Source organism: Microlunatus parietis (assembly GCF_013407955.1).
Lineage (GTDB): Bacteria > Actinomycetota > Actinomycetes > Propionibacteriales > Propionibacteriaceae > Microlunatus > Microlunatus parietis.
Map to the genome: position 1 here is coordinate 6451553 of NZ_JACCBU010000001.1, position 22497 is coordinate 6474049.

Annotated in this window: 19 protein-coding genes; 13 read left to right on the forward strand and 6 right to left on the reverse strand. The window is 70.3% G+C overall.

Translation table 11 applies throughout. From position 1 onward, the window contains the following. The first annotated feature begins 666 nt into the window (after nucleotides 1-666). The 8 genes from BKA15_RS31105 to BKA15_RS31140 all read left to right on the forward strand — a co-directional run bounded on the left by BKA15_RS31105 (nucleotide 667) and on the right by BKA15_RS31140 (nucleotide 10612). Nucleotides 667-1686, forward strand: a complete 1020-nt coding sequence (locus tag BKA15_RS31105; protein ID WP_179757540.1) for a TerC family protein — start codon at nucleotides 667-669, stop codon at nucleotides 1684-1686. A 90-nt stretch (nucleotides 1687-1776) separates the two neighbouring features. Beyond that, complete coding sequence (locus tag BKA15_RS31110) at nucleotides 1777-2526, forward strand: SAM-dependent methyltransferase (RefSeq protein WP_179757541.1); 750 nt, start codon at nucleotides 1777-1779, stop codon at nucleotides 2524-2526. A 140-nt stretch (nucleotides 2527-2666) separates the two neighbouring features. Further along, nucleotides 2667-4169 (forward strand): ABC transporter substrate-binding protein, encoded by a 1503-nt coding sequence (locus BKA15_RS31115; RefSeq protein WP_179757542.1) that lies wholly within the window; start codon nucleotides 2667-2669, stop codon nucleotides 4167-4169. Nucleotides 4170-4204: 35 nt separating this feature from the next. Then, nucleotides 4205-5146, forward strand: a complete 942-nt coding sequence (locus BKA15_RS31120) for a carbohydrate ABC transporter permease (RefSeq protein WP_179757543.1) — start codon at nucleotides 4205-4207, stop codon at nucleotides 5144-5146. A 28-nt stretch (nucleotides 5147-5174) separates the two neighbouring features. Further along, nucleotides 5175-6032 (forward strand): carbohydrate ABC transporter permease, encoded by an 858-nt coding sequence (locus BKA15_RS31125; protein WP_179757544.1) that lies wholly within the window; start codon nucleotides 5175-5177, stop codon nucleotides 6030-6032. A 36-nt stretch (nucleotides 6033-6068) separates the two neighbouring features. Further along, nucleotides 6069-7583, forward strand: coding sequence for a sulfatase family protein (locus tag BKA15_RS31130; protein WP_179757545.1), 1515 nt, complete (start codon nucleotides 6069-6071; stop codon nucleotides 7581-7583). 33 nt (nucleotides 7584-7616) lie between these two features. Continuing rightward, nucleotides 7617-9836, forward strand: a complete 2220-nt coding sequence (locus tag BKA15_RS31135; RefSeq protein ID WP_179757546.1) for a DUF5722 domain-containing protein — start codon at nucleotides 7617-7619, stop codon at nucleotides 9834-9836. Next, nucleotides 9749-10612 (forward strand): hypothetical protein, encoded by an 864-nt coding sequence (locus BKA15_RS31140; protein WP_179757547.1) that lies wholly within the window; start codon nucleotides 9749-9751, stop codon nucleotides 10610-10612. The genes BKA15_RS31135 and BKA15_RS31140 overlap by 88 nt, the downstream gene beginning before the upstream one ends. A 25-nt stretch (nucleotides 10613-10637) precedes the next feature. Here the strand turns inward: BKA15_RS31140 and BKA15_RS36685 are convergent, their stop codons facing one another. Beyond that, on the reverse strand, nucleotides 10638-10898 hold the full coding sequence (locus BKA15_RS36685; RefSeq protein ID WP_179757548.1) for a helix-turn-helix domain-containing protein: 261 nt from the start codon (nucleotides 10896-10898) through the stop codon (nucleotides 10638-10640). 198 nt (nucleotides 10899-11096) lie between these two features. Here BKA15_RS36685 and BKA15_RS31150 point away from each other — a divergent pair, with 198 nt between their 5' ends. Beyond that, entirely contained in the window at nucleotides 11097-12107 is a 1011-nt protein-coding gene (locus BKA15_RS31150; protein ID WP_179757549.1) for a LacI family DNA-binding transcriptional regulator, read from the forward strand. Between the two features lie 5 nt (nucleotides 12108-12112). Here the strand turns inward: BKA15_RS31150 and BKA15_RS31155 are convergent, their stop codons facing one another. The 3 genes from BKA15_RS31155 to BKA15_RS31165 are packed head-to-tail and all read right to left on the reverse strand — an operon-like array spanning nucleotide 12113 to nucleotide 14114. Further along, the gene (locus BKA15_RS31155; protein WP_179757550.1) at nucleotides 12113-12715 is read right to left on the reverse strand and encodes a dienelactone hydrolase family protein; all 603 of its coding nucleotides are present in this window, start codon (nucleotides 12713-12715) and stop codon (nucleotides 12113-12115) included. 5 nt (nucleotides 12716-12720) lie between these two features. Further along, entirely contained in the window at nucleotides 12721-13617 is an 897-nt protein-coding gene (locus BKA15_RS31160; RefSeq protein WP_179757551.1) for a Dyp-type peroxidase, read from the reverse strand. Further along, the gene (locus BKA15_RS31165; protein ID WP_179757552.1) at nucleotides 13614-14114 is read right to left on the reverse strand and encodes a thioredoxin family protein; all 501 of its coding nucleotides are present in this window, start codon (nucleotides 14112-14114) and stop codon (nucleotides 13614-13616) included. Before BKA15_RS31165 ends, BKA15_RS31160 begins: the two co-directional genes overlap by 4 nt. A 254-nt stretch (nucleotides 14115-14368) precedes the next feature. On the opposite strand from BKA15_RS31165, the gene BKA15_RS31170 reads away from it, so the two are divergent. Then, a complete protein-coding gene (locus BKA15_RS31170) occupies nucleotides 14369-15538 on the forward strand; it encodes a PucR family transcriptional regulator (protein WP_179757553.1) in 1170 nt (389 codons plus the stop codon). Nucleotides 15539-15681: 143 nt separating this feature from the next. On the opposite strand, the gene lon is transcribed toward BKA15_RS31170, so the two are convergent. After that, nucleotides 15682-18030, reverse strand: a complete 2349-nt coding sequence (lon, locus tag BKA15_RS31175; RefSeq protein WP_179757554.1) for an endopeptidase La — start codon at nucleotides 18028-18030, stop codon at nucleotides 15682-15684. Nucleotides 18031-18085: 55 nt separating this feature from the next. Then, complete coding sequence (locus BKA15_RS31180) at nucleotides 18086-18970, reverse strand: helix-turn-helix transcriptional regulator (RefSeq protein ID WP_179757555.1); 885 nt, start codon at nucleotides 18968-18970, stop codon at nucleotides 18086-18088. Nucleotides 18971-19067: 97 nt separating this feature from the next. Between BKA15_RS31180 and BKA15_RS31185 the strand changes: the two genes are divergently transcribed. The 3 genes from BKA15_RS31185 (at nucleotide 19068) to BKA15_RS31200 (ending at nucleotide 22392) form a co-directional block, all read left to right on the forward strand. Next, a complete protein-coding gene (locus BKA15_RS31185; protein ID WP_179757556.1) occupies nucleotides 19068-20006 on the forward strand; it encodes an SDR family oxidoreductase in 939 nt (312 codons plus the stop codon). Nucleotides 20007-20285: 279 nt separating this feature from the next. After that, complete coding sequence (locus BKA15_RS31190) at nucleotides 20286-21245, forward strand: aldo/keto reductase (protein WP_179757557.1); 960 nt, start codon at nucleotides 20286-20288, stop codon at nucleotides 21243-21245. 262 nt (nucleotides 21246-21507) lie between these two features. Continuing rightward, complete coding sequence (locus tag BKA15_RS31200; RefSeq protein ID WP_179757558.1) at nucleotides 21508-22392, forward strand: hypothetical protein; 885 nt, start codon at nucleotides 21508-21510, stop codon at nucleotides 22390-22392. Nucleotides 22393-22497: the final 105 nt, after the last annotated feature.

Genomic DNA, 22497 nt, shown 5'->3' on the forward strand with positions numbered 1-22497 from the left:
CAGCGGTCGCGGCTGGGATGGGGGTGGACGGCGCGGACCCGGTGGTCCCGGCCGTGTGGGGGCGCGGCGGCGACCGTCCTTTCGGGTGCAGCCGCGACCGTTGCTCGCGTTCGCGATCGTTGCAGTGGTCGCGGATCGGTGCACCGGTCGCGGCTGCGGTGGGGGTGGACGCGCGGAGCCCGCGGTCCCGATGGCGTGGAGCCAGCGCTCCCGGCCGGAGCAGTCAGCGGTACCGACCTGGTGGGGGCGCGGCGGCGACGGTCCTTCCGGGTGCAGCCGCGACCGTTCCTCGCAGCCGCGACCGCTGCAACGGTCGCGGATCGGTGCAACGGTCGCGGATGGCGGAGCGGCAGGCGGAGTGCGTGTGGTGGAGGTCTCAGCGGGCCGGAGCGGTGTTCCGGAATAGCAGGTAGGGCCGGCGCGCTGTGACGTGCAGCGGCCGTTGGCGGAGGCGCCCGGCGCGGGCTTGTCAAATTTCCCAGGCCCGAGTGACTCCTGGAACAATTGCCGCCGGAGGGGAGTATTCCCCCGCGCGGCGTCGTCACCACGGCGGTCAGCGGATCACAGACCAGCGATCCGAATGGCTCCCCGGCGTCGTGGCCGGACATCCCCGGCGGAAGAGACCTCCGAGACGGTCCCCCCTGCCCGAGTCTCGGAAGGTCACGCATGGACGTTCATCTGTATGCCTGGATCATCACGGTCGGCGTCACCGTCGCGATCCTGGCCCTCGACGTGTTCGTGATCGGCCGCCGGCCGCACGAACCGTCGATGAAGGAAGCCGGAATCTTCATCGCCGTCTACATCGCGCTGGCGGTCGCGTTCGGGTTCGGCGTCTGGGCCGTCTCCGGCGCGCGCTACGCGGGCGAGTTCTTCGCCGGCTGGCTGACCGAATACAGCCTGTCCATCGACAACCTGTTCATCTTCATCATCATCATGGGCGCGCTGAAGGTGCCGCGGCATCTGCAGCAGTTCGCGCTGATGGTCGGCATCGTGCTGGCCCTGGTCTTCCGCGGCATCTTCATCGCCCTCGGCGCCGTGGTGATCAACGCCTTCGCCGGGGTGTTCTTCCTGTTCGGCGCGTTCCTGATCTTCACCGCGGTACGGCTCGTGATGGACTACCGCAAGCACGACGAGGAGAACGAGGCACCGGACAACATCGCGATGCGGTGGGTCAAGCGGCGGATCCCGTCCACCACCGAGTTCCACGGCACCCGGATGGTGCCGCGGATCGACGGGCGCCGGATGGCGACGCCGATGCTGATGGTGATCATCGCGCTGGGCAGCACCGACCTGATGTTCGCGCTGGACTCGATCCCGGCGATCTACGGGCTGACCCAGGAGCCGTACCTCGTCTTCACCGCCAACGTGTTCGCCCTGATGGGCCTGCGCCAGCTCTACTTCCTGCTCGGCGGCCTGTTGCGCCGGCTGGTCTACCTGTCGCTGGGTCTCTCGGTGATCCTGGCCTTCATCGGCGTGAAGCTGCTGATGCACGCGCTGCACGCGACCCCGGTGCTGTCCTGGGTCGGGATCGACCCGCACGTGGTGCCGGAGGTGCCGACCTGGCTGTCGCTGATGGTGATCATCGTCGTACTGGTGGTGACCACCGTGGCCAGCCTGATCAAGTCCAAGTGGGTCGACGATCACAGCCCGGCCGAGCCGGCGACGCCGGCGGAGGAGCTCCGCTGACCCGCTGACGCGGTTCGCGGCGTCATGGGGGACGGCCAGGCCGGAAATCGGGTGGCGGCCGGCGTCGCCGTTCGGCCAGGGTTGTCGATCATGACGACCTCGGTGCCGATCAACGGACTCTCGCTCACCCTGAACTCGCCGATCGACCCGGACCGGCTGGACCGGATCGTGGCCGACCTGGCCGCGGCGCGGCCGCAGCGGATCGTCGATCTCGGCTGCGGCTGGGGCGAGGTGCTGTTCCGGGTGCTCGAGGCGGTGCCGGGCGCGACCGGCGTCGGCATCGATCTCGAGCCCGCCGACACCGACCGGGGCCGCGACGCGGCCGACCGCCGGGGTCTGACCGAACGGGTCCGGCTTGAGGTCGGTGACGCCTCGGCCCACCGCGGTACCTACGACCTGGCCCTGAGCATCGGGGCCCACCATGCACTCGATCCCGACGTCGGCAAGGCGCTCACGGCCCTGCGCGGTCTCGTCGTCGACGGCGGCCGGCTGCTGTTCGGCATCGACTACTGGCTGAGCGAACCGCCGCCCGAGCGCCTCGAGATCATGTGGGGCGGCGCGACCCTGGCGGAGAGTCGGCCGCTCGGCGAGGTCGTCGACGCGGCCGCCGCCGCGGGCTTTCGACTGCTGGACCTGCACGAGGTGTCGCAGTCGGAGTGGAACGCGTACGAGTGCGGGCTGGTCCGCAACCAGGAGGAGTGGCTGCTCACCCACCCCGATCATCCGGACGCCGCCGGCCTGCGCCGGCGCCTGGACGAGGGCCGCCGGGAATGGCTGGCCGGGCACCACGGCTACCTTGGCTTCGCCTGGCTCACCCTCGGCGCGCTGCCGGGCACCTGAGCAGCGGCCGCGGCGGGGGAGCTGCGCCGGTTGGCCGGAACCGGCCAGATCACCCGGCTTTCCGGTGACGTGTGAGACGAACGGTGTTAGGTTCAGCTGGCTGAAACGTTCCAATCGGTACGCGAACAAGGAAGCTCGCCATGAACCTGCCCAGGACCCCAGCAGCACTCCTGTCCACCACCGCGGTCGCGGCCCGGCGACGACCCGGCAGGCTGCGGAGCTCGCTGATCCGGCTGCTGACCGTACTCACCACCGCGACGCTGATGGTGTGCGCCGGCTGCGCCGACCCGGGCTCCGAGAGCGGCAAGGTCACCATCACGCTGGCCGGGCCGAACCAGTGGAACAACGACCCGAAGAGCTTCGGCCCCGCGTGGGAGGACCTCGTCGCGCGGTTCGAGGAGGCCGAGCCGTCGATCAACGTCGAGACGACGGTCCTGCCGCTGAACCAGTTCGCCCAGACCCTGTCCACCCAGTTGGCCGCCGGTACGGCCCCGGAGCTGGTGTTCTCGCAGGCGCCGCACAAGGCCGAGCAGGTCACCGCGCTGAACGCGTACCTGGAACAGCCCAACCCCTACGTCGAGGGCAACGAGCGCTGGATCGACCTCTTCAACCAGGACTACTTCGGCGCCAACGCCACCGCCGGGCGCAATGCGGCCGACGACTACGAGTTCATCCCGCTGAACCTGGTGATCATCGGCGTGTTCTACAACCAGGACCTGATGCAGGAGGCCGGGGTCACCGCCCCGATCAGCAGCTACGGCGACCTGATCGAGGCCTGCGGCAAGATCAAGGCCGCCGGCCACATCCCGTTCGCGATGGACGGCGGCCGGCTCGGGCAGGGCTGGACGCAGCGCGTGATCAGCTCGATGATGGCGGCCAAGTACGCCGAGCAGTGGAACCAGTTCGACGCCGAGGGAAATCCCGGCAAGGCTGACCAGGTCACGGCGAAGAGCCTCGCCCGGGCGATCCTGACCGGCGAACTGGACCCGACCACGACGCCCGAGATCGCCGAGGGACTCAAGTTGTTCAAGACGTTCTTCGACGAGTGCGCGACCCCGAACTGGTCCGGCATTACCGGCGGCGCCGCGTTCACCGGCGGCGAGGACTTCGCCGGCGGCCGCGCCGCGATGGCCTGGGGCACCAACTTCGCGGTCGGCAACCTGGCCGACGTCTCCTGGAAGTGGGGCACCATGGCGTTTCCCACCATCACCACTGCCGACTCGCCGCTGGCCACCGGCGAACCCGCCCAGTTCGGCGCCCAGGTCGGCGGCACGAACTACATGATCCCGTCGACCGTCGAGGGGGAGAAGCTCGAGGCCGCGGTCAAGTTCCTGCAGTTCGCGTCCAGCCCGACCCACGGGCAGAAGTGGCTGGACGCCTCCGGCGGCATCCCCGCGACCGCGGACGCCAAGCCCGCGCCCGGGCTGGACGAGCTGATGAGCGGCGAGTGGTTCAAGGCACCGGTGGTGCAGGGCACGGGCTTCGTGCCCAAGGCGGAGAGCACCAAGAACATCTGGGACGGCTACCTGCTGAACAACCAGCCGCTCGACGCCCAGCTGGCGGAGATGAAGGAGGACTGGATCGCCTGGGCCAAGGAGTCGGCCAAGGAGAACAAATGGACCGAGGATTGGGCCAAGGGGTGACCGCTCAGGATCGGTCCGAGCGCACCGTCCCGACCATGATCACGAGTGCGCCGGACGACTTGGGCCAGCGGCCCCCGCCGGTCGCCCGCCGGCGCCGCCGGATCCCGTGGGCGCCGTACCTCGCCCTGCTGCCCACGCTCGGCATGCTGGCGGCCTTCCAGTACTACCCGTCGGTGCTGGGGATCGTGCGCTCTCTGTGGGAGTGGAACCCGGGCGGCGAGTCGATCTTCATCGGGCTCGCCAACTACCGGACCATGCTGGCCGACGAGATCTGGTGGCAATCGTTCCGCAACCTCGGCTTCATCTTCGTCTGGGGCATCCTGATCTGGGCCCTGCCGCTGCTGGCGGCAGAGTTGTTGATCACGCTGCGCAGTGAACGCGCTCAGTTCGTGTTCCGGACGCTGCTGATCGTCCCGATCGCCTTCCCCGGCGTGGTGACCGCGTTCATGTGGTCGTTCATGTATCACCCGAACAACGGCTTGATCAACCGCGCGCTGGAGGGACTGGGCCTCGGCTTCCTGGCCCAGAATTGGACCGGCGACCCGAAGCTGGCCCTGGGATCGCTGCTCTTCATCGGCTTCCCGTTCATCTCCGGACTGCCGTTCCTGATCTTCTACTCGACCCTGCGCGGCATCCCGCCCGAGATCTTCGAGTCGGCGGCCCTGGACGGCGTCGGCCGGTTCCGGCGGTTCTGGGCGATCGACCTGCCGCTGATGGCGCGGCAGTTCAAGCTGTTGTTCTTCCTGGCGATCATCCATACCCTGCAGTACGGGTTCATGGCCTACGTGGTCACGGCCGGCGGGCCGGACGACGCCACCACCGTGCCGGTGCTGCGGATGCTCAACGTCGCCTTCCAGGGGCAGGACTGGGGCTATGCGGCGGCCCTGTCGACGACCCTGTTCCTGATCACGCTCGTCTTCAGTGCGATCGTCGTGTTCGTACGGCGCTCGGACACGTCCAACGTCAAGGGAATGTGATGACCCGCTCGGCACGAGGAGTGCGCGTATGACCTCGATCGGCAGCCCGGTGACCGGACGGCGAACGCGGCGCCGGTCGCGACAGTGGGGCGTGAAGGGCGTCCTGGCCCTCCTGGTGGCGCTGACCATGTTCCCGTACCTGTTCATGATCATCACGTCCGCCAAGGACAATCTCCAGATCGCCGAGCACTATTGGCAACCGGTGCTGCCGATCCACTGGTCCAACTATTCGACCGCCTGGCAGCAGATCCAGCCGTACATGATCTCGTCGGTGATCGTGGCCGCGGCCGCCACCGTCGGGATCGTGATCTTGTCGTTGATCGCCGGCTTCGTGCTGGCCCGGTACTCCTTCCCGGGCCGCCGGTTCTTCTTCGTCATGATCGCCGCACTGCTGATGGTGCCGAGCATCTGCGCCCTGATCCCGCTGTTCGTGATGATGCGCGATCTCAAGCTGCTCAACACCTATGCCGTGTTGATCCTGCCGCACATCGCGGGCGGCTGCGTGCTCGGCACGATCTTGATGAAGACGTTCATCGAGGGCATCCCGCAGGAGCTGTTCGACGCGGCCCGGATGGACGGCGCGGGCGGCATCAGGATCTTCACCTCGATCATGGCGCCGCTGTCCCTGCCGGTGATCGGTACGGTGGCGTTGATCACCGTCAACGGAGTGTGGAACGACTTCTTCTGGCCGCTGCTGACGATCACCAAGGACGAACTGCGTACGGTGTCGGTCGGCCTGCTGTTCTTCAACGGCCAGTCCGGCACCGAGTACGGCCCGATGTTCGCCGGCTACCTGCTGGCCAGCCTGCCGCTGCTGCTGCTCTTCACGTTCCTGTCCAAGCACTTCCTGGCCGGGGTCCAGGGCGGACTGCCCGGGTCCCACTGAACCGACTCCATGATCATCGAGCGAGAGGAGTCCGGCATGAGCAGGAGCGACCGGCCCAACCTGGTGTTCATCTTCTCCGACCAGCAGTCCAAGGACATGGTCGGCGCCTACGGCGTCGGCAGCGTGCAGACGCCGAGGCTGGACGCGCTCGCCGCCGACGGGATCACGTTCGCCAACTGCATCTCGAGCTCGCCGGTGTGCACGCCGTACCGCGGGATGTTGATCACCGGTCAGCACCCGATGCGCAACAACTGCTTCACCAACGACCGCCGGCTGGCGACCGACCTCGGGGATTCGTTCGCCGAGGTGCTGGCCAAGGCCGGCTACCGCAGCGGCTACGTCGGCAAGTGGCATCTCTACGGCGGGAGCCGCTACCGTCCGGTGCCGCCCGGCCCGGACCGGCACGGCTTCGACGCGACGTTCCTGACGAACAACTGCGACGTCAACTACCACCCCGACCACGCGTTCTACTGGGGCGACGACAACGAGGTGCACCGGTTCGGCACCTGGGAGGTCGAGGGCCAGACCGATCAGGCCCTCGCCTTCCTCGACGGCCAGACCGCTGATCAGCCGTTCTCGCTGTTCGTCTCCTACCATCCGCCGCACAACCACCTCGGCGGCGACGAGGACCGCTACTCCGGGTTCGACGCGCCCGAGGAGTTCAAGGCTCGGTACGACCCGGACAAGATCGAACTGCGGCCGAGCCTGCCGGACAACCAGCGCACCCGGCGGATGATGCAGGGCTACCTCGCAATGTGCAGCGAAGTTGATCATCACGTCGGCCGGATCATCGACCGGCTGGAGGAGCAGGGCCTGCTGGACAACACGATCGTGGTCTACACCAGTGATCACGGCGAGACGTTCGGCGGCTACCTCGCCCACTGGCACAAGAGCACGCCCGAGGACGTGTCGATCGCGGTCCCGTTGATCATCAAGCTGCCCGGCCGTGAGCTGGCGGGAGTCCGGCGCGACCTCTTGGTCGGCACCCTCGACCTGATGCCGACGATCCTCGGCCTGATGGGGATCCGGGCGCCCGAGGCCTGCCAGGGAGCCGACCTGTCGGCGGCGATCCGGGACGGCGACGACGACGCGGTCGAGTCCGTTCCGTTGTTCTACTTCCCGACACCGTGGCGCGGCGTGGTCACCCGCCGCTGGACGTACGCGATCGAGCACATCGACCGCACGCCGGCGGCCATCGAGGCGATCGGGTCCGACGTCGGCAGGACCAGACTGTTGCGAACCTACGACGTGCTGTACGACCACCTCGAGGACCCCCATCAACTGCGCAACCTGTTCGGCCAGACCGACATCCAGGGGTTCAGCGGCATCGAGGCGGTGCAACGCGAACTGCACGAGCTGACCATGGCCTGGCTGGACTACTTCGACGACCCATTCCCGACCCAGACCGAACTGGACGCACTGATCGGCGACGCTCCCGAGGCGCCGGTCGAGCTGCTCCACGACCTCACGCCGTGGCGGGGCAATCCCGATGGCGAAACGATTCATCACGGACCCGGCGACAGCAGCGGCCGGATCCGGCCAGATCGTTGACCCTTACCGGCACGGGCTCCTAGCGTCCTCAGCATGGTTGAAACGAATCAGCGATCAGGGCGACACCGGATCCGGACGCCGCGGCTTGCCGTGGTGGTGCTCACCGTCGTCGCCGGCTTGATCGCCTCGCTGCTGGTCGCGCCGCCGGCCGCGCAGGCCGAGCCCGGCCGCGGGGTTCAGACGGTCGTGGCCCGGGACGCCTCGATCACGGTCTTCGGCGGAGCTCCGGCCGGAGCCTCGGTGACGCTCTACGCGCTGGGAACCGAAGCGCCCGAGTCCGCCTGGTCGAGCAGCGAGCCCATCGCCACCGTCACCGCGACGGCCGACGGTGCGTTCACCGCGACCGTGCCCCGGGCCGAGGGCCGCACCGACCTGTACTACGCGAAGTACCTCGCGGTGACCGACGGCACGGTGCTCGGCAGTTACCGGTACGTCGACGACAACCGGGTCACCCCGCTGGCGAGCTATCCGTACCCGGAGCCGCTGAACAAGAAGGGCGTCACGCTCCCGGTCACCGACGACTTCGAGGAGATCGGCGGTCAGCACGGGACGGTCAACATCGCGCTCAACCAGTTCATGCTGCTGGAGCCGAAGGACCCGGCGGACACCATCGCGTTCACCTCGAACGGCCGCGAGTTCTACTTCGACGCCAAGGCGGTCGAGGCGCGGGACCGGTTGATCAAGCCGGTCTCGGACAATGGCGGGGTGCTCAACTTGATCTTCCTCGTCCAGCCGACGACGGACCCGAACTCGGCCGGGCGCGTGCTCGCCCATCCCGACGCCGACCCGGCGGGCCGGATCCTCGGGTTCAACACCGTGACCGCCGAGGGCGTCGCCTACTACACCGCCGCGGTGGAGTTCTTCACCCAGCGCTACACCCGCAACGATCAGCGGTACGGGCGCGCGACCGGCTTCATCGTCGGCAACGAGATCAACGCGCAGTGGGCCTGGGCGAACATGGGCGACAAGCCCGTGGGGGAGTTCGTCCACGACTACGAACGCGCGCTGCGGATCACCGACCTCGCGGCCCGGGCCGCCTACAGCGAGGCGCGGACGTACATCTCGCTGACCCACTGCTGGATCACCGTCTGCGGTACGAATCCGGATCCGGCCAACCCGACCCGCTTCTACCCGGCCCCCGACGTGATCGAGGGGATCAACCGGCTCACCAAGGACCACGGCGACTACGGCTGGCACGTCGCCCACCACCCGTACCCGCAGACGCTGGCCAATCCGGCGTTCTGGAACGACGACAAGGCGACCGGAGACATCGAGACCACGCCGTTCCTGACGTTCAAGAATCTCGAGTTGCTGCCGCGGTATCTGGGGCGCGACGAGCTGCGGTACGACGGGCAGCCGCGGCGGATCATCCTGTCGGAGCAGGGCTGCAACACTCCGGGCACCTCGGCGGAGGCCGAACGGCTCCAGGCGGCCTGTTATGCGCTCGCGTACTACAAGACCAGATTCCTGGACGGCATCGACGCGTTCATCCTGCACCGCCACGTGGACCACAAACGCGAGGGCAATTTCCGGTTCGGACTGTGGACGGCGGACCAGGAGCGGCCCGAGCCCGACCTGCCCGACAAGCCGAAGCTGATCCACGAGGTCTTCGCGTTCATCGACACCGAACGGTCGCTCGAGGTGACGGAGTTCGCGCTCGACGTGATCGGGATCGAGGACTGGTCGGAGCTGGTCCCCGGTTGGGATCCCGCCGCCCTCGCCCAACGGCCGCTGCCCAGCGTCGCCGGCATCAGCAGCACCGCCAGACTCGGCGGGACGACACCGATCAGCACGTTCGATCAGGGCCTGGACGGCTGGCGGGTCTCCGACAATGCCTCCTCGGTCGCGGCCGACAGCGGTGACCTGGTGATCGGCTTCGACTCGCTCGCCAAGCTGTGGCGCGGGGCCGACGTCGAGTTCGACCAGCCGCTCGACGCCACCGCGACGCCGTACCTGGGAGTCCGGCTGCGGGTCCCGGCCCAGCCGGAGATCGGGCCGAGATTCGCCCGGATCCGGGCGTACGGGGAGGACGGCGGCGTGGTCGCGGCGGGCACCGCACGGCTCGCCGACGGCGGCGACGAACAACGGCTGACCGTCGACCTGTCCCGGTGGGCAGCCCGGTCGGCGATCACCCGGCTGAAGATCTGGGTTCGGGGCTCGACCACGTGGACTGGGCCGGGACCGTGCGGGTCGCCGAGGTGGTGCGCGGCAGCCGGCTGGCCGACATCGGGCGGACGACCAACGTGCAGCTGACGGCGACCGCACCCGAGGGCGCCCGGGCGGGTGCTCCCGCGCAGATCACCCTGACCAACTGGGATCTTCGGCCCGTGGACGGTGCCCTGCGGGTGATGCCGGGCACCGGCGTCATGCTCGACCCGGACTCGTTCGATGTCGAATCGCTGCCGACCGGGCAGCAGCGCACGTACTCGGGCACGATCACCGGCTACGAACCGCCCGACGTGGCCGCTCCGGAACTGGAGTTGGCGCTGCAGGACACCCGTTACCGGGTGCCGTTGGAGCAGCCGCCGCCGACACCGGTCGGGTTGTTCGACTTCGATGACGGGACGACTCAGGGCTGGCAGGCCGGGGCCCATGTCACGGCGGTCGCCGCGGTCACCTCGTTCGCCAACGGTCCGCGGCTGCCGTACGAGGGCAGCCACGCGCTCGGCGCGACCGGAGCCCGGGTATCGGCCGGGGCACCCCGGACGGTCGAACTCCGGCCTGCCGAGCCGCTGGACCTGTCGGCGGCCCACGAGGTCGCCGTCTTCCTGAACTCCTACGGCGGTGCGCCCGGGGCAACCGGGTACGAGGCGACGGTCACGCTGCACGCCGGGGCGGACCAGGTCACGGTCACGCTCCCGTACGCGCCGAACCGGTGGAACGAACTGGTGCTCCCGGTCGCCGGCTGGCCCGGCCGGTCGGCGGTCGACCGGATCGAGGTCGGCATGCGAGCCCTCGGCACCGACACCGAGTGGGCGGGCCAGTTCCAGATCGATTCGGTCGGCTACTACGACCGGCCCCGCCGGTGATCGTCCGGGCGGCCCGCCGGGTCAGTCAGATGAACCGGTGCCGGGCCGCCCAGGCGACCACCTGGATCATGCTGCCGGCGCCGAGGCGGTCACACACGTCGCGCGCTCGCCGGCGCACGGTCCGGTCGGACATGTTGAGCCGTCTGGCGATGGTGTCGAGGCACAGCCCTTCGGCGAACAGCGCGATCATCCTCAACTCGTCGTCACTGAACGGACTCGGTTGCGGCCCACTGCGCGGTGGCCGGACCCGGATCGCGGTGCGCTCCGTGGACTGTAATGCCGACATCGCTGTCACCCCATTCGCACGCCTTCATGGTGTGGCGCCTAGCTCCTTTGCCACGTCTGAATATAACGATTTAACGCGCGCGCAACAAGGCTTTCTCCTTGTGCTGCCGGCAGGATCGCGGCAGCCCTTCCACCCGAGATCGGCCACATTGTTGTAACGTTCAAAGGATCGATGGGTGTTCGCTCGAGAGGAGGCCGGATGTCCGCCATCGCCCTCCGTGACGTCGCGGCGCGAGCCCGGGTGTCGCCCGGCACCGTGTCCAACTTCCTCAACCATCCGCACAAGGTGGCGCCCGCCACGGCCGCCCGGATCTCCTCGGCGATCGAGGATCTCGGCTACGTCGGCAACCATGCGGCACGACAGCTGCGGGTCGGGGCGAGTACGACAATCGGGCATGTCACGTTCGAGGTCGGCAACCATTCGTTCTCGGAGTTCTCCGCGGGCGTGGCCGAGCGGGCCCGGGAGGTCGGCTACACCGTGCTGATCGGCAGCGACGGCGGTACGGCGGAGGGTGAGGCGGCCCACCTCGATCTGTTCGAGTCGCAGCGGGTCCGCGGCCTCCTGCTGTCCCCGGTCGGCGCGTTCCCGAAGCAACGGATCGAGCACCTGCGCGAGCGCGGCATCCCGACCGTGATCGTCGGCGCCCGCGCCGACACCGACACCTGTTCGTCGGTCAGCTTCGACGAGGTGGCCGGCGGCGACCTGGCGGCCGGTCATCTGGTCGAGGCCGGCCGGCGCCGGCTGCTCTTCGTCGGCGGGCCGCTCGGGATCGAGACCGTCGCCGACCGTCTCGTCGGCGCTCGGCAGGCCGTCGAGCGGTGCCCCGCTGCCGCCCTGGAGGTGGTCGAGGTCGACGCCCGTACGGTCGCCGCGGGGCGAGCGGTCGGTCACGCAATCGGGCAGCGGCCGGCGGCCGACCGACCCGACGGGATCTTCGCGGCCAACGACGCGCTCGCCTTCGGGATCATGCACGGACTGCGCGAGGTGTCCGACATCGTGGTGCCGAACGACATCGCGATCGTCGGCTATGACGACACCGACTTCGGGGCCGGCGCCCTGGTGCCGCTGACGTCGATCGCCCGCTCCGGGCAGCAGTACGGCCGGACCGCGATGGACCTGCTGCACACCGACATCAGCCGCGGCGGCCCGCACAGCCGCGTCGTGTTCCAGCCGCAGCTCGTGGTCCGCGGCAGTTCCGTCCTCCCCTGACTGGACTACCGAACTCCGGCCAGTACGGTCTCGATCCGCTGCCAGGCCAGCGCTGCCGCGGCGGGGTCGTGATCGGGGAGGTCCGGGTCGGTGAAGAAGTGCCCGGCCCGCGGATAGCGGAACAGCGCGCCGGCCACGCCGGCAGCGGCCACGCTGTCCTGGAATTCCGCCAACCGGCGCTCCGGTGCGAACCGGTCGCCGACCGCGACGTGGGTCTGCACCGGTGTGCCCGGCGCGACGCCGTCCGGCACCGGGGTGGTCGCGTGCAACAGCAGTACGGCAGCCGCCGCGAGCCGGCCCGGCCACAGGTCGGCGATCACGCCGACGCCCATCGAGAAGCCGCATAGCACGGTCCGGGGCGGCAGGTCGTCGAGTGCCTCCGCGGCGCGGCGCAGCACGGTGTCCCAGCCGACCCGGCGCTGCATCTCGAAGCCGGCCGGCACCGACGGCACGCCATCGACCTCGGCCGCGACCTCGCCGCCGAACAGGTCGGGGACCGCGACCGGGTGGCCGGCCCGGCGGACCCGGTCGGCCGCCGCGAGTTCCACCGGCCGCAACCCGAGCGTGGAGTGGAAGATGATCACCGGTACCGGGTCGGTGCGCTGCATGGCGATCATTGTGCCGGGCCGGCCGGCACGGCCCGCCGGATCCCGTGATGATTATGACGCCATCCCGTGGCGGAGCCCTGCAGCCGATCCCGGGTCGGCACGAAGAAGAGGCCGCCGGTGACCGCGGTCGAGAAGCGGAGCGCCGGGTCGGTCCGGCCGGACGCGTCGCCGACGAACCGGTCCCGCAGCATCCGGTCCAGTGCGCCGGCCGAGCTCGCGTACGCGATCAGGTAGCTGCCGACCTCGTCCGACCCGGCCGTGGTGATCGGCAGCGCGTCCCGGACGATCCGGCGGGCGGCCGGGCCGTTCCGGGCCGCCGGATCCTGGCCGGTCCCCGGCAGCGACCGCCACTCGGCCAGGTCGTGCCGATACCGCTGGACGAGGACGTAGCTGCCGCCGGCGTGGTCGGGGTCCTCCGCGCCGACCTGGACCGCCGACACGGCGTCCAGCCCGGCCGGATTGTCGAGCTCGTCGCCGAGCTGCGGCAGGTCCGGATCGCCGTCCTGCCGGCGCAGCCCGGACACCCGATCGGCCACGTCGACCGCTCCGGCGAGGCGCTCCAGCAGCTGGTACGCCAGCTCGGTGCACGCCGTCAGCCGGTCGCCGCGTAGGTGGAACAGCAGGTCGCCCGGGGTCGCGACGGCGGTGTGCACCAGGCCGGCGATGCTGCGCAGCGGCTCCAGGCCGACCGGCCGCGGGCCCGGCCAGAGCCGGTCCCACAACTCGGCCCCGACCGCGGCGACGCAGGTCAGCCCGCCGGCCGCGACCGCCCGGGTCAGCGCGCCGAGGCCGTCGAGGGTCTCGGCAACCTGGTGCTGACCGCCTGGTCGTACGGTCAGCACCAGGAAGATCGCCGCCCGGGCCGGGTAGGCCAGCACCGGCTGCGCGCGCGGGTGTCTCACTCCGCCGTCGCCGCGGTACGGCCCCGATGGGTGACCCAGCGATCGATCCAGCGGGTCAGCTGGCCCTCCGAGGGGGACCCGTGGCGCCGGTCGACCTCCTCACCGTCGGTCATGATCATCAGCAGCGGCACCCCGGTCACCCGGTGCAGGATCCCGAGCCCCGGCTCCCGGTCGATCTCGATCTTGATCAACTTCAGCCGTCCCGCGTGCCGGGCGGCCAGCCGGTGCAGCTGCGGCGCCAGGGCCAGGCTGGAGCCGCTCCACGGCGCCCAGAACTCGACCAGCACGAGCGCCGGCGTATCGATCGCCGCGTCGAACCCTGCTGCCGTACCGGGGACGACCCAGGGCAACGGCCGGCCGCACCCGGCGCACTGCGGGAGTTCCGCCGCGGCCACCGGCCAGAGACTCCAGAACCGGCAGGCCGGGCATTGCAGGGAGCACGCCTCGGCTCGGCCGATCCCGGTCGCGGGCGTGCCGCAGTCGCTGTCGTCGATCAACGTTCCCGCCGTTCCTTGATCGCTGTCTGGTCGATTCTGACGCCACCTTCGACGGGTTCCCGATCGCGGTCAAGGATCGGCGAGCCCGCCCGCAGAGGTCGTGGAAAGGTTTGTCAGGTCCGACATGGCCGGCTGTCCGCGGACACAGCGGTCCCGGACTTCGGCCCGCCCGGCACCGGGTGTTCGACGCTGCGGCACAACGCTGCCATTCTGGTCGCGGGACTGGGGCACGATGCAGTCGGGAGGAACGGTTGATGAGCAACACGCGAATCACGGAGGTCGCACAATGGCTTGAAGCGGGGGTGCCGCGGTTCGTCGAGGAGATCATCGCGGCGACCTTGGAGCAGATTCCGATCTACGGTCGGGAGAAGCTTGTCTCGCGGGACCAGCTGCGCCAGTCGCTGGAGCACAATCTTGGTTTTCTCGTCGCGGCACTCGGCCCTGAGGGCGGGCCGACGGACCTGACCGCGGCGCGGGCGACGGGGCGTCGCCGGGCCGAGCAGGGGATGCCGCTGCCCGAGGTCCTGCAGGTCTACCGGCTCGCGTACGCCATTCTGTGGCGGGCGTTGCTGGACGAACGGCGGCGGTTCGCCACCGACGTGCTGCTCGAGGCGGCGGGCACGATCTGGCGAGTGATCGACGAGACGTCGCTCGCCGTCACCGAGTCCTACCGGGAGACCACCGCGCAGCTGCTCCGGGCGCAGCAGCGACGCCGGTCGGCGCTGGTGGAGGCGCTGCTGACCGGCGGTCCGGGGTCGGCGGCCGGTCCCTGGGAGGCGGCGGCCCTGCTCGGACTGCCGCCCGACGGCCGGGCCGTGGTCGTGGTCGCCGAGACCCGCGGGCTCGCCGAGGAGAGCCTGCCCGAGATCGAACGCCGGCTCGCCGCGGCCGGGATCGACTCGGGCTGGCGACTGACGCCGTCCCTGCAGATGGGGGTGGTCGCGGTCAAGGACGGCCAGTACGAGCCGTTCCTGGACATCCTGCGGGACTCGGCGGCGGCTCGGACCGGGGTCAGCCCGCTGTACCGGAAGCTGTCGGAATCACCGCGGGCGTTCCGGCTGGCCCGGGCAGCCCTGGTGATGCTGCCGTCCGGCAGCGGCGGGGTCCGGGTGTTCAGCCCGAGCCCGCTGGCCGCCGTACTCGCCGCCGAACCGGCCGAGGGCGCTCGGCTGGCCGACCTGGTCCTGGGCCCGGTGCTGGCGCAGAGCAGCGAGGACCGGGACGTCCTGCTGGACACGCTGGAGGCGTTCGTGACCCATTCCGGTTCGGCCGAGAAGGCGGCCGCGGATCTGCACTGCCATGCCAACACGGTCCGCTACCGGCTCCGGCGGCTGCAGGAGCTGACCGGGCGCTCGCCATCCGATCCACAGGATCTGACCGAACTGACCGGTGCCCTCTACGCGGTACGGCACACGCCGCGCTGACCTGCCTGGCCCCGGCTCCCGGCTGAGTGCCGACCCAGCCGTCACTCTGGTCACAAGTTTTTCACGTAACGTGAAAAACTGACCGCCAGCGCGAACGCCGAACCCCCGGAACTTCGTGGCTCCGGGGGTTCGTGCGTTTGCGGTCAGGCGGCGCGGGCCTGGGCCTCCGCGATCGGGGTCAGGGCCGCGGCCACCAGCGTCGCGACGTCGGCCATCGGCCGGACGTCGACCGTCTCCAGCACCTCGGCCGGCACCTCGTCCAGGTCCGGCTCGTTGCGCTGCGGCAGGAAGACCGTGGTCAGCCCGGCCCGCTGCGCGGCGAGCAGCTTCTGCTTGACGCCGCCGATCGGCAGCACCCGGCCGTTCAGCGTGACCTCGCCGGTCATCCCGACGTCGGACCGGACCGGCCGTCCGGTCGCCATCGAGGTGATCGCCGTGACCATCGTGACGCCCGCGGACGGACCGTCCTTCGGCACCGCGCCGGCCGGCACGTGGATGTGGATCTGCCGGTCCAGCACCGTCGGGTCGTCGATGCCCAGCTCCGCGGCGTGGGCCCGGACGTAGGAGAGCGCGATCTGCGCCGACTCCTTCATCACGTCGCCCAACTGACCGGTCAGGGTCAGCCCGGCCTTGCCCTCGACCGCGCTCGCCTCGATGTAGAGCACGTCGCCGCCGAGACCGGTCACCGCGAGCCCAGTCGCGACGCCGGGCACCGAGGTCCGCTCATGCGACTCCGGGGTGAACCGGGGCCGGCCCAGGAAGTCCTTCAGATCACCGAGGTCGATGATCAACTTCTCCGGGTCACCCTCGTTCGCCGAGCCCTCGGCGTCGGCCAGCTTGGTCGTCGCCTTCCGCAACGCCTTGGCCAGCAGGCGTTCCAGCTGCCGGACGCCCGGCTCGCGGGTGTAGTCGGCGGCGATCTCGCGGAGCGCCTCGTCGGTCAGGTCCACCTCGTCGTCGGTCAGCCCGGCCAGCTCCCGCTGCTTCGGCAACAGGAAATCGCGGGCGATCGCGATCTTGTCGTCGGCCGTGTAGCCGTCCAGCGTGATCAACTCCATCCGGTCCAGCAACGGCTGCGGGATGTTCTCGATCACGTTGGCCGTGGCCAGGAAGATCACGTCGGAGAGATCAAGATCGAAATCGAGGTAGTGATCACGGAACGTGTGGTTCTGCGCCGGGTCGAGCACCTCCAGCAGGGCCGCGCTCGGGTCGCCGCGGTAGTCCGAGCCGACCTTGTCGATCTCGTCCAGCAGCACCACCGGGTTGAACGAGCCGGCCTCGCTGATCGCTCGGACCAGCCGGCCCGGGAGGGCGCCGACGTAGGTCCGCCGGTGGCCGCGGATCTCGGCCTCGTCGCGGACACCGCCGAGGGCGACCCGGACGAACTTCCGGCCCAGCGCGCGGGCGATCGACTCGCCGAGCGAGGTCTTGCCGACCCCGGGCGGACCGGCCAGCGCCAGCACCGCTCCGGAACCACGGCCGCCGACCACGCTCAGGCCACGCTTGGCCCGGCGAGCCCGTACCGCGAGGTATTCGACGATCCGTTCCTTGACGTCCTCCAGCCCGTGATGATCATCGTCGAGCACCTGCCGGGCGCCGGCCAGGTCCTCGGAATCGGTGGTGATCACGTTCCAGGGCAGCTCCAGCACGGTGTCCAGCCAGGTCCGGATCCAGCCGGCCTCCGGGCTCTGGTCGCTGGACCGCTCCAGCTTGCCGACCTCGCGCAGCGCCGCCGTCCGTACCGCCTCGGGCAGGTCCGCCGCCTCGACCCGGCTCCGGTAGTCCTCGGCGCCGTCCGGCTCGTCCTCGCCGAGCTCCTTGCGGATCGCGTTGAGCTGCTGCCGGAGCAGGAACTCGCGCTGGCTCTTCTCCATGCCCTCGCGGACGTCGTCGGCGATCTTGTCGTTCACCTCGACCTCGGCCAGGTGGTCCTTGGTCCAGTCGATCAGGACGGTCAGCCGCTCGGCCACCGCCGGCGTCTCCAGCAGCTGCCGCTTCTGCTCGTCGGAGAGGTACGAGGCGTAGCCGGCCAGGTCGGCCAGGGCGGACGGGTCGGTCACCCGGTTCACCGTGTCGATCACCTGCCAGGCGTCCCGGCGCTGCAGCGTCGCCACCACCAGCGAGCGGTAGTCGGCGGCCAGCGTCCGGATCTCCTCGGTGTCGGTGTCCTCGGCCGGCAGGTCCTCGGCCTCGACCCAGAGCGCGGCACCCGGCCCGGACACGCCGGAGCCGATCTTGGCCCGGCGCTCGGCCCGGATCACCGCGGCGGCCTCGCCGGTCTGCAGCCGGCCGGTCTGCACGATGGTCGCCACGACACCGTACGAGGCATAGCGGTCGTCCAGCCGGGGTGCCACCAGCAGGTGCCCGTCGCTGCTAGCCCGCGCCGTGTCGATCGCGGCGCGGGAGCTGTCGTCGAGCTCGATCGGGACGACCATGCCGGGCAGGACGACCAGGTCGTTGAGGAACAGAACGGGCAATTCAGTCGTCGTCATCTGAGTTCAGCCTCCAGTCATCGGTGACGCCCGACTCAAGTTGAGCGTCATAGGCTCAAGGCACTAGGGGTCCCGTTTCTTCCGGGCGTTCTCCGTGAGCGAACGCGGCGGTCTGGGCGCCCAGAACGGCGAGCAGTTGCAGCTTCTCGTGGCTCTCGCTGCCGGGTTCGGCGGTGTAGACGAGCAGGCGGTGCGACTGCTCCGGGTCGAGCAGGGTCTGGCAGGTCAACTCCAGCGCACCGACCTCGGGATGGACGAAGTGCTTGACGTCGTTCGGCCGGACGCCGACCTCCTGGGCGTCCCAGACCTGCCGGAACTCCTCGCTCTCGGCCAGCAGCAGCTCGGCGTACTCGGCGGCGCGGGAATTCGGGCCGCGCAGCGCCAGCACCTGCCGCAGCCCAGCGGCGAACATGCGGCTGAGGAACGGGTGGTCCTCCGGCGCGTACCGCTGCCGGGTGCCGGGATCGGTGAACCAGCGGTACCCGATGCTCCGGGCCGGGCCGCGGTAGCCGGTCGTGTCACCGGCCAGCGCCACGCCGAGCGGGGTCTGCCGGAGCGTCTCGCCGAGCTCGGTGACGACCTCGGCCGGCGTGTCGTCGAGGCGGTCCAGGATCCGGAGCAGGCCGGGACTGATGTGCTCGCTGGCGGCGCCGCGGGGCGGCGGCTGGTGCCCGGCCAGCCGGAACAGGTGGTCCCGCTCGTCGATCGACAGGTGCAGGCCCTGGGCGATCGAGGCGATCATCTGCTCGGACGGCTGCGGCCCACGCTCCCGTTCGATCCGGGAGTAGTAGTCGGCCGACAGGTGGCACAACGCCGCGACCTCCTCCCGCCGCAGTCCCTTGGTGCGGCGCCGCCGCCCGCGCGGCAGGCCGACGTCCTCGGGCTGCAGGAGTTCGCGGCGCCGGCGGAGGAATTCGGCCAGCCCGGTCCGATCGATCATGGTTCGTTTCTAGCGCCTCGGGGCTGCGGAAGCACGCGCTGAGCCTGGGATCGCCAGGCCGTGGATACGGTCCCGGCGGTACGTCAGGATCAAGTTCATGACAGCCATCGACATCACGATCCCCGACCTGACCGGGAAACGCGCCGTCGTCACCGGGGCCAGCGACGGCATGGGCCTCGGGATGGCCGAACGGCTGGCCGCGGCGGGGGCCGAGGTCATCCTTCCGGTACGGAACGAGCGCAAGGGTGAGACCGCGATCGCCGGGATCCGGGAGCGGGTGCCCGGCGCGAACGTGTCGCTGCGCAGCCTGGACCTGTCGTCGCTCGCCTCGGTCGCGGCACTCGGCGAGACCCTGCGCGGGGAGGGTCGGCCGATCCACATCTTGATCAACAACGCGGGCGTGATGACGCCGCCGGACCGGCAGCCCACCGCCGACGGGTTCGAGCTGCAGTTCGGTACCAACCATCTGGGTCACTTCGCCCTGGTCGGGCAGCTGCTGCCGCTGCTCCGCGACGGCGGGTCCCGGGTCACCTCGCAGGTCAGCGTCGCCGCCCGCAGCGGCACGATCAACTGGGACGACCCGAACTGGGAACGCAGCTACAACGGCATGCGCGCGTACAGCCAGTCCAAGATCGCGTTCGGACTGTTCGGCCTGGAGCTGGACCGGCGCAGCCGGGCCGAGGGCTGGGGGATCACCAGCAACCTCTCCCATCCCGGCGTCGCGCCGACCAGCCTGCTCGCGGCGCGGCCCGAGGTCGGCCGTAGCCGGGACACGCTGGCGGTCCGGATGATCAGGGCGCTGTCGGCCCGCGGCATCCTGGTCGGCACGGTCGAGAGCGCCAAGCTGCCGGCGCTGATGGCGGCCACCGACCCGGGTGCCCGTGGTGGCGCGCTGTACGGTCCGAGCGGACCCGGTCACTATGGCGGCCCGCCCGCCGAGCAGCCGCTGTACCGGCCGCTGCGCAGCACGGCCGACGCCGAGCGGGTCTGGCGGCTGTCCGAGGAGCTGACCAAGGTGGCGCTGTCGGCCGGCTGACCGTCGCCCGGGACCTGAGGTGGATCTCGGCCGATCAGTGAGCCTGTTGCCGATTCGGCACCGTCGGGCGTCGCCGCGGAAGATCTTGTTGGTGCGGTGACGTCGTCGAGCGGACGCCCTGACCGGCGAATCCACCGCCTGATCCGCCGGTCAAAGCGCCGGCGGTATCGGTCTGGATCTCGGGCGGGGGATTGGCTCGTGCGGCCGGGCCGATCTGGTCGTAGTTTCGTCGGTGGCGGTGCCGGGCGGCACCGCGACGGAGCGACAGACGGAGAAACGATGCAAGCGAGGAACTTCGGCCGATTGGGTACGGTCAGCGCGCTCACCCTGGGCGGCGGCGGAATCGGCGCGGTCTGGGGTCCGACCTCCCGCGAGGAATCGGTGGCCACGGTCCGGGCCGCGCTCGACGCCGGGATCACCCACCTGGACCTGGCTCCGACCTACGGCGACGGCTTCGAGGCCGAACTGGTCGCCGCCGAGGCGCTGCGGCAGCAGCCGTCCCCGGACGTGCTGATCACCACCAAGTTCGGCCTGCCCGACGATGACGAGACCGACCTGCCGGCCCGGATGAGGCAGAGTCTGCAGGACAGCCTGGCCCGGCTCGGCCGGGACCACCTGGACCTGTTCGTCTGGCACGCCCAGCTGCGGCCGGCCGAGGGTCCGGCCACGGCCCCGCGGACCACCGGCTGGCAGGTCTTCCGCGACGAGGTGGTGCCCGAGTTCGTCCGGCTCCGCGACGAGGGCCTGATCCGCGGCTGGGGGATCACCGGCGTCGGGTTCCCGTCCGCGGTGATCGAGACCCTGGGCACCGACCCGCGGCCGGACGGCGTCCAGGTGGTGGTCAACGCGCTCGATCTGAGCGGCGACATGTGGGTGTTCGGTGATCACGGCCGACCGGCCAACGGCGACATCGTGGCCGCCGCGCAGGCCGGCGGCGTGCCGGTGATCGGGATCCGCGCGGTCGCGGCCGGCTCGCTCACCGACACGGTCGACCGCGAGGTCGCGGACGATTCGTCGGTTGCGGTCGACTACGCGCGGGCCGAAGGGTTCCGCCGGCTGGCCGCGGAACTGGGGGAGTCGGCGGCCTCGCTGGCCCACCGGTACGCGCTCTCGGTGCCGGGCGTTGCCACGGTGGTGCTCGGCGTGAAGAACCGGCAGGAACTGGCCGAGTGCGTCGCGGCCGAGGAACGCGGCCCGCTCGGCGCGGAGGAACTGGAGCAGATCGCCAAGCTCCGCTGAGCCGGGCAGCCGGAGCGCGCAGAGCGGCCCCACGCCTGTTCGGTGATCGTCGCACTGCAGGAAGGACTCGTGCTGCTCCCGGCCCTCGGGTCGGGCGGCAGGGGCGAAGATCAACCAGCCACCGCGGAGTCGACGTACGGGAACCCGAGCACGTCCCGGAGGAACCGCCGGTCCGCCTCAGCGTCCTTGCTGTACGGGATCGCGTGAGCTCCGTTGATCATGACAGCAAGTTATCCAGCCGCTGCGATAGCCTGCCGCGATCATGGACATCTGGAACGGGTCGCGACGGACGGCCGGCGTCGCCGCGGCGCTGGTCATGATCATCTTCGGTACGTTGGCCTGCACTCCGGTCGCGCCACCGCCCGGGGATCCGGTGACCACCACCGCGAACGTGCCGCCGAGTTCGGCGCCGACGGCGACCCCGTCCCCGACTCCGCCGCCGCCCGCCGGTCCCGGAACGAATTGTGGCCCGATCGGCCGGAAGCAGGTCGCGCTGGTGGCCCGCGGGGAGGCCGAGTGCGCGACGGTGGTCGCGATCATGAAGAAGTTCGTGGCCACGAAGGACATCGAGATCGGCCAGACGATCAAGGTCGGCGGCTGGGGCTGCGCCGTCCTGGACGGGAGCTCCGGAGCGTACGCCTCGATCTACACCGTCGCGTACGAGTGCGCCAGCGGGAAGAAGTTGATCAAGGCCTGGCCGGCCGACAGCCCGGTGCCGGCCGGGGCCCAGGTGGACGTGAAGCACTATGCCGGTTCGTTCTCGGGTGGCGGGTATCCGTACCACTTCTCGTCCAGCGGCGGTGTCTTCACCTGCGGCATCCGGCCGCCGTCCGACCGGGGGCCCGGCTACGTCGGCTGCCACGGCAAACTCCCGAAGGGCTCGCGGGGCGAGGCGCCGGGCGGCGACCCGGTGCCGGCCAACACGGTCCTGCTCACCCGGGACCAGAAGGCACGGTTCGTGTTCTCCGGGGATCCGGCCTTCCTGCGTACGGAAGGGTCGGGCTTCGTTCCGGCCAAGCGGCTGCCGGTCGGTCAGGTGCTGGCGTTCTACGGCGTCGCCTGCAGCACCGGTCCGGGCGACTCGGTCCGTTGCCTCAACGGGAAGCACGCCTTCACGCTGCGGCCGGGCCAGGCCCAGCTGTCCTGACCTCAGTTCGGACGTACTTCCGTAAGACCTTGACGTAGCCAGACCCAAACTGGTGAAATCTCCACAAATCCCAATGGCGGGTGGCGCCGGGGATCGGCAGGGGGA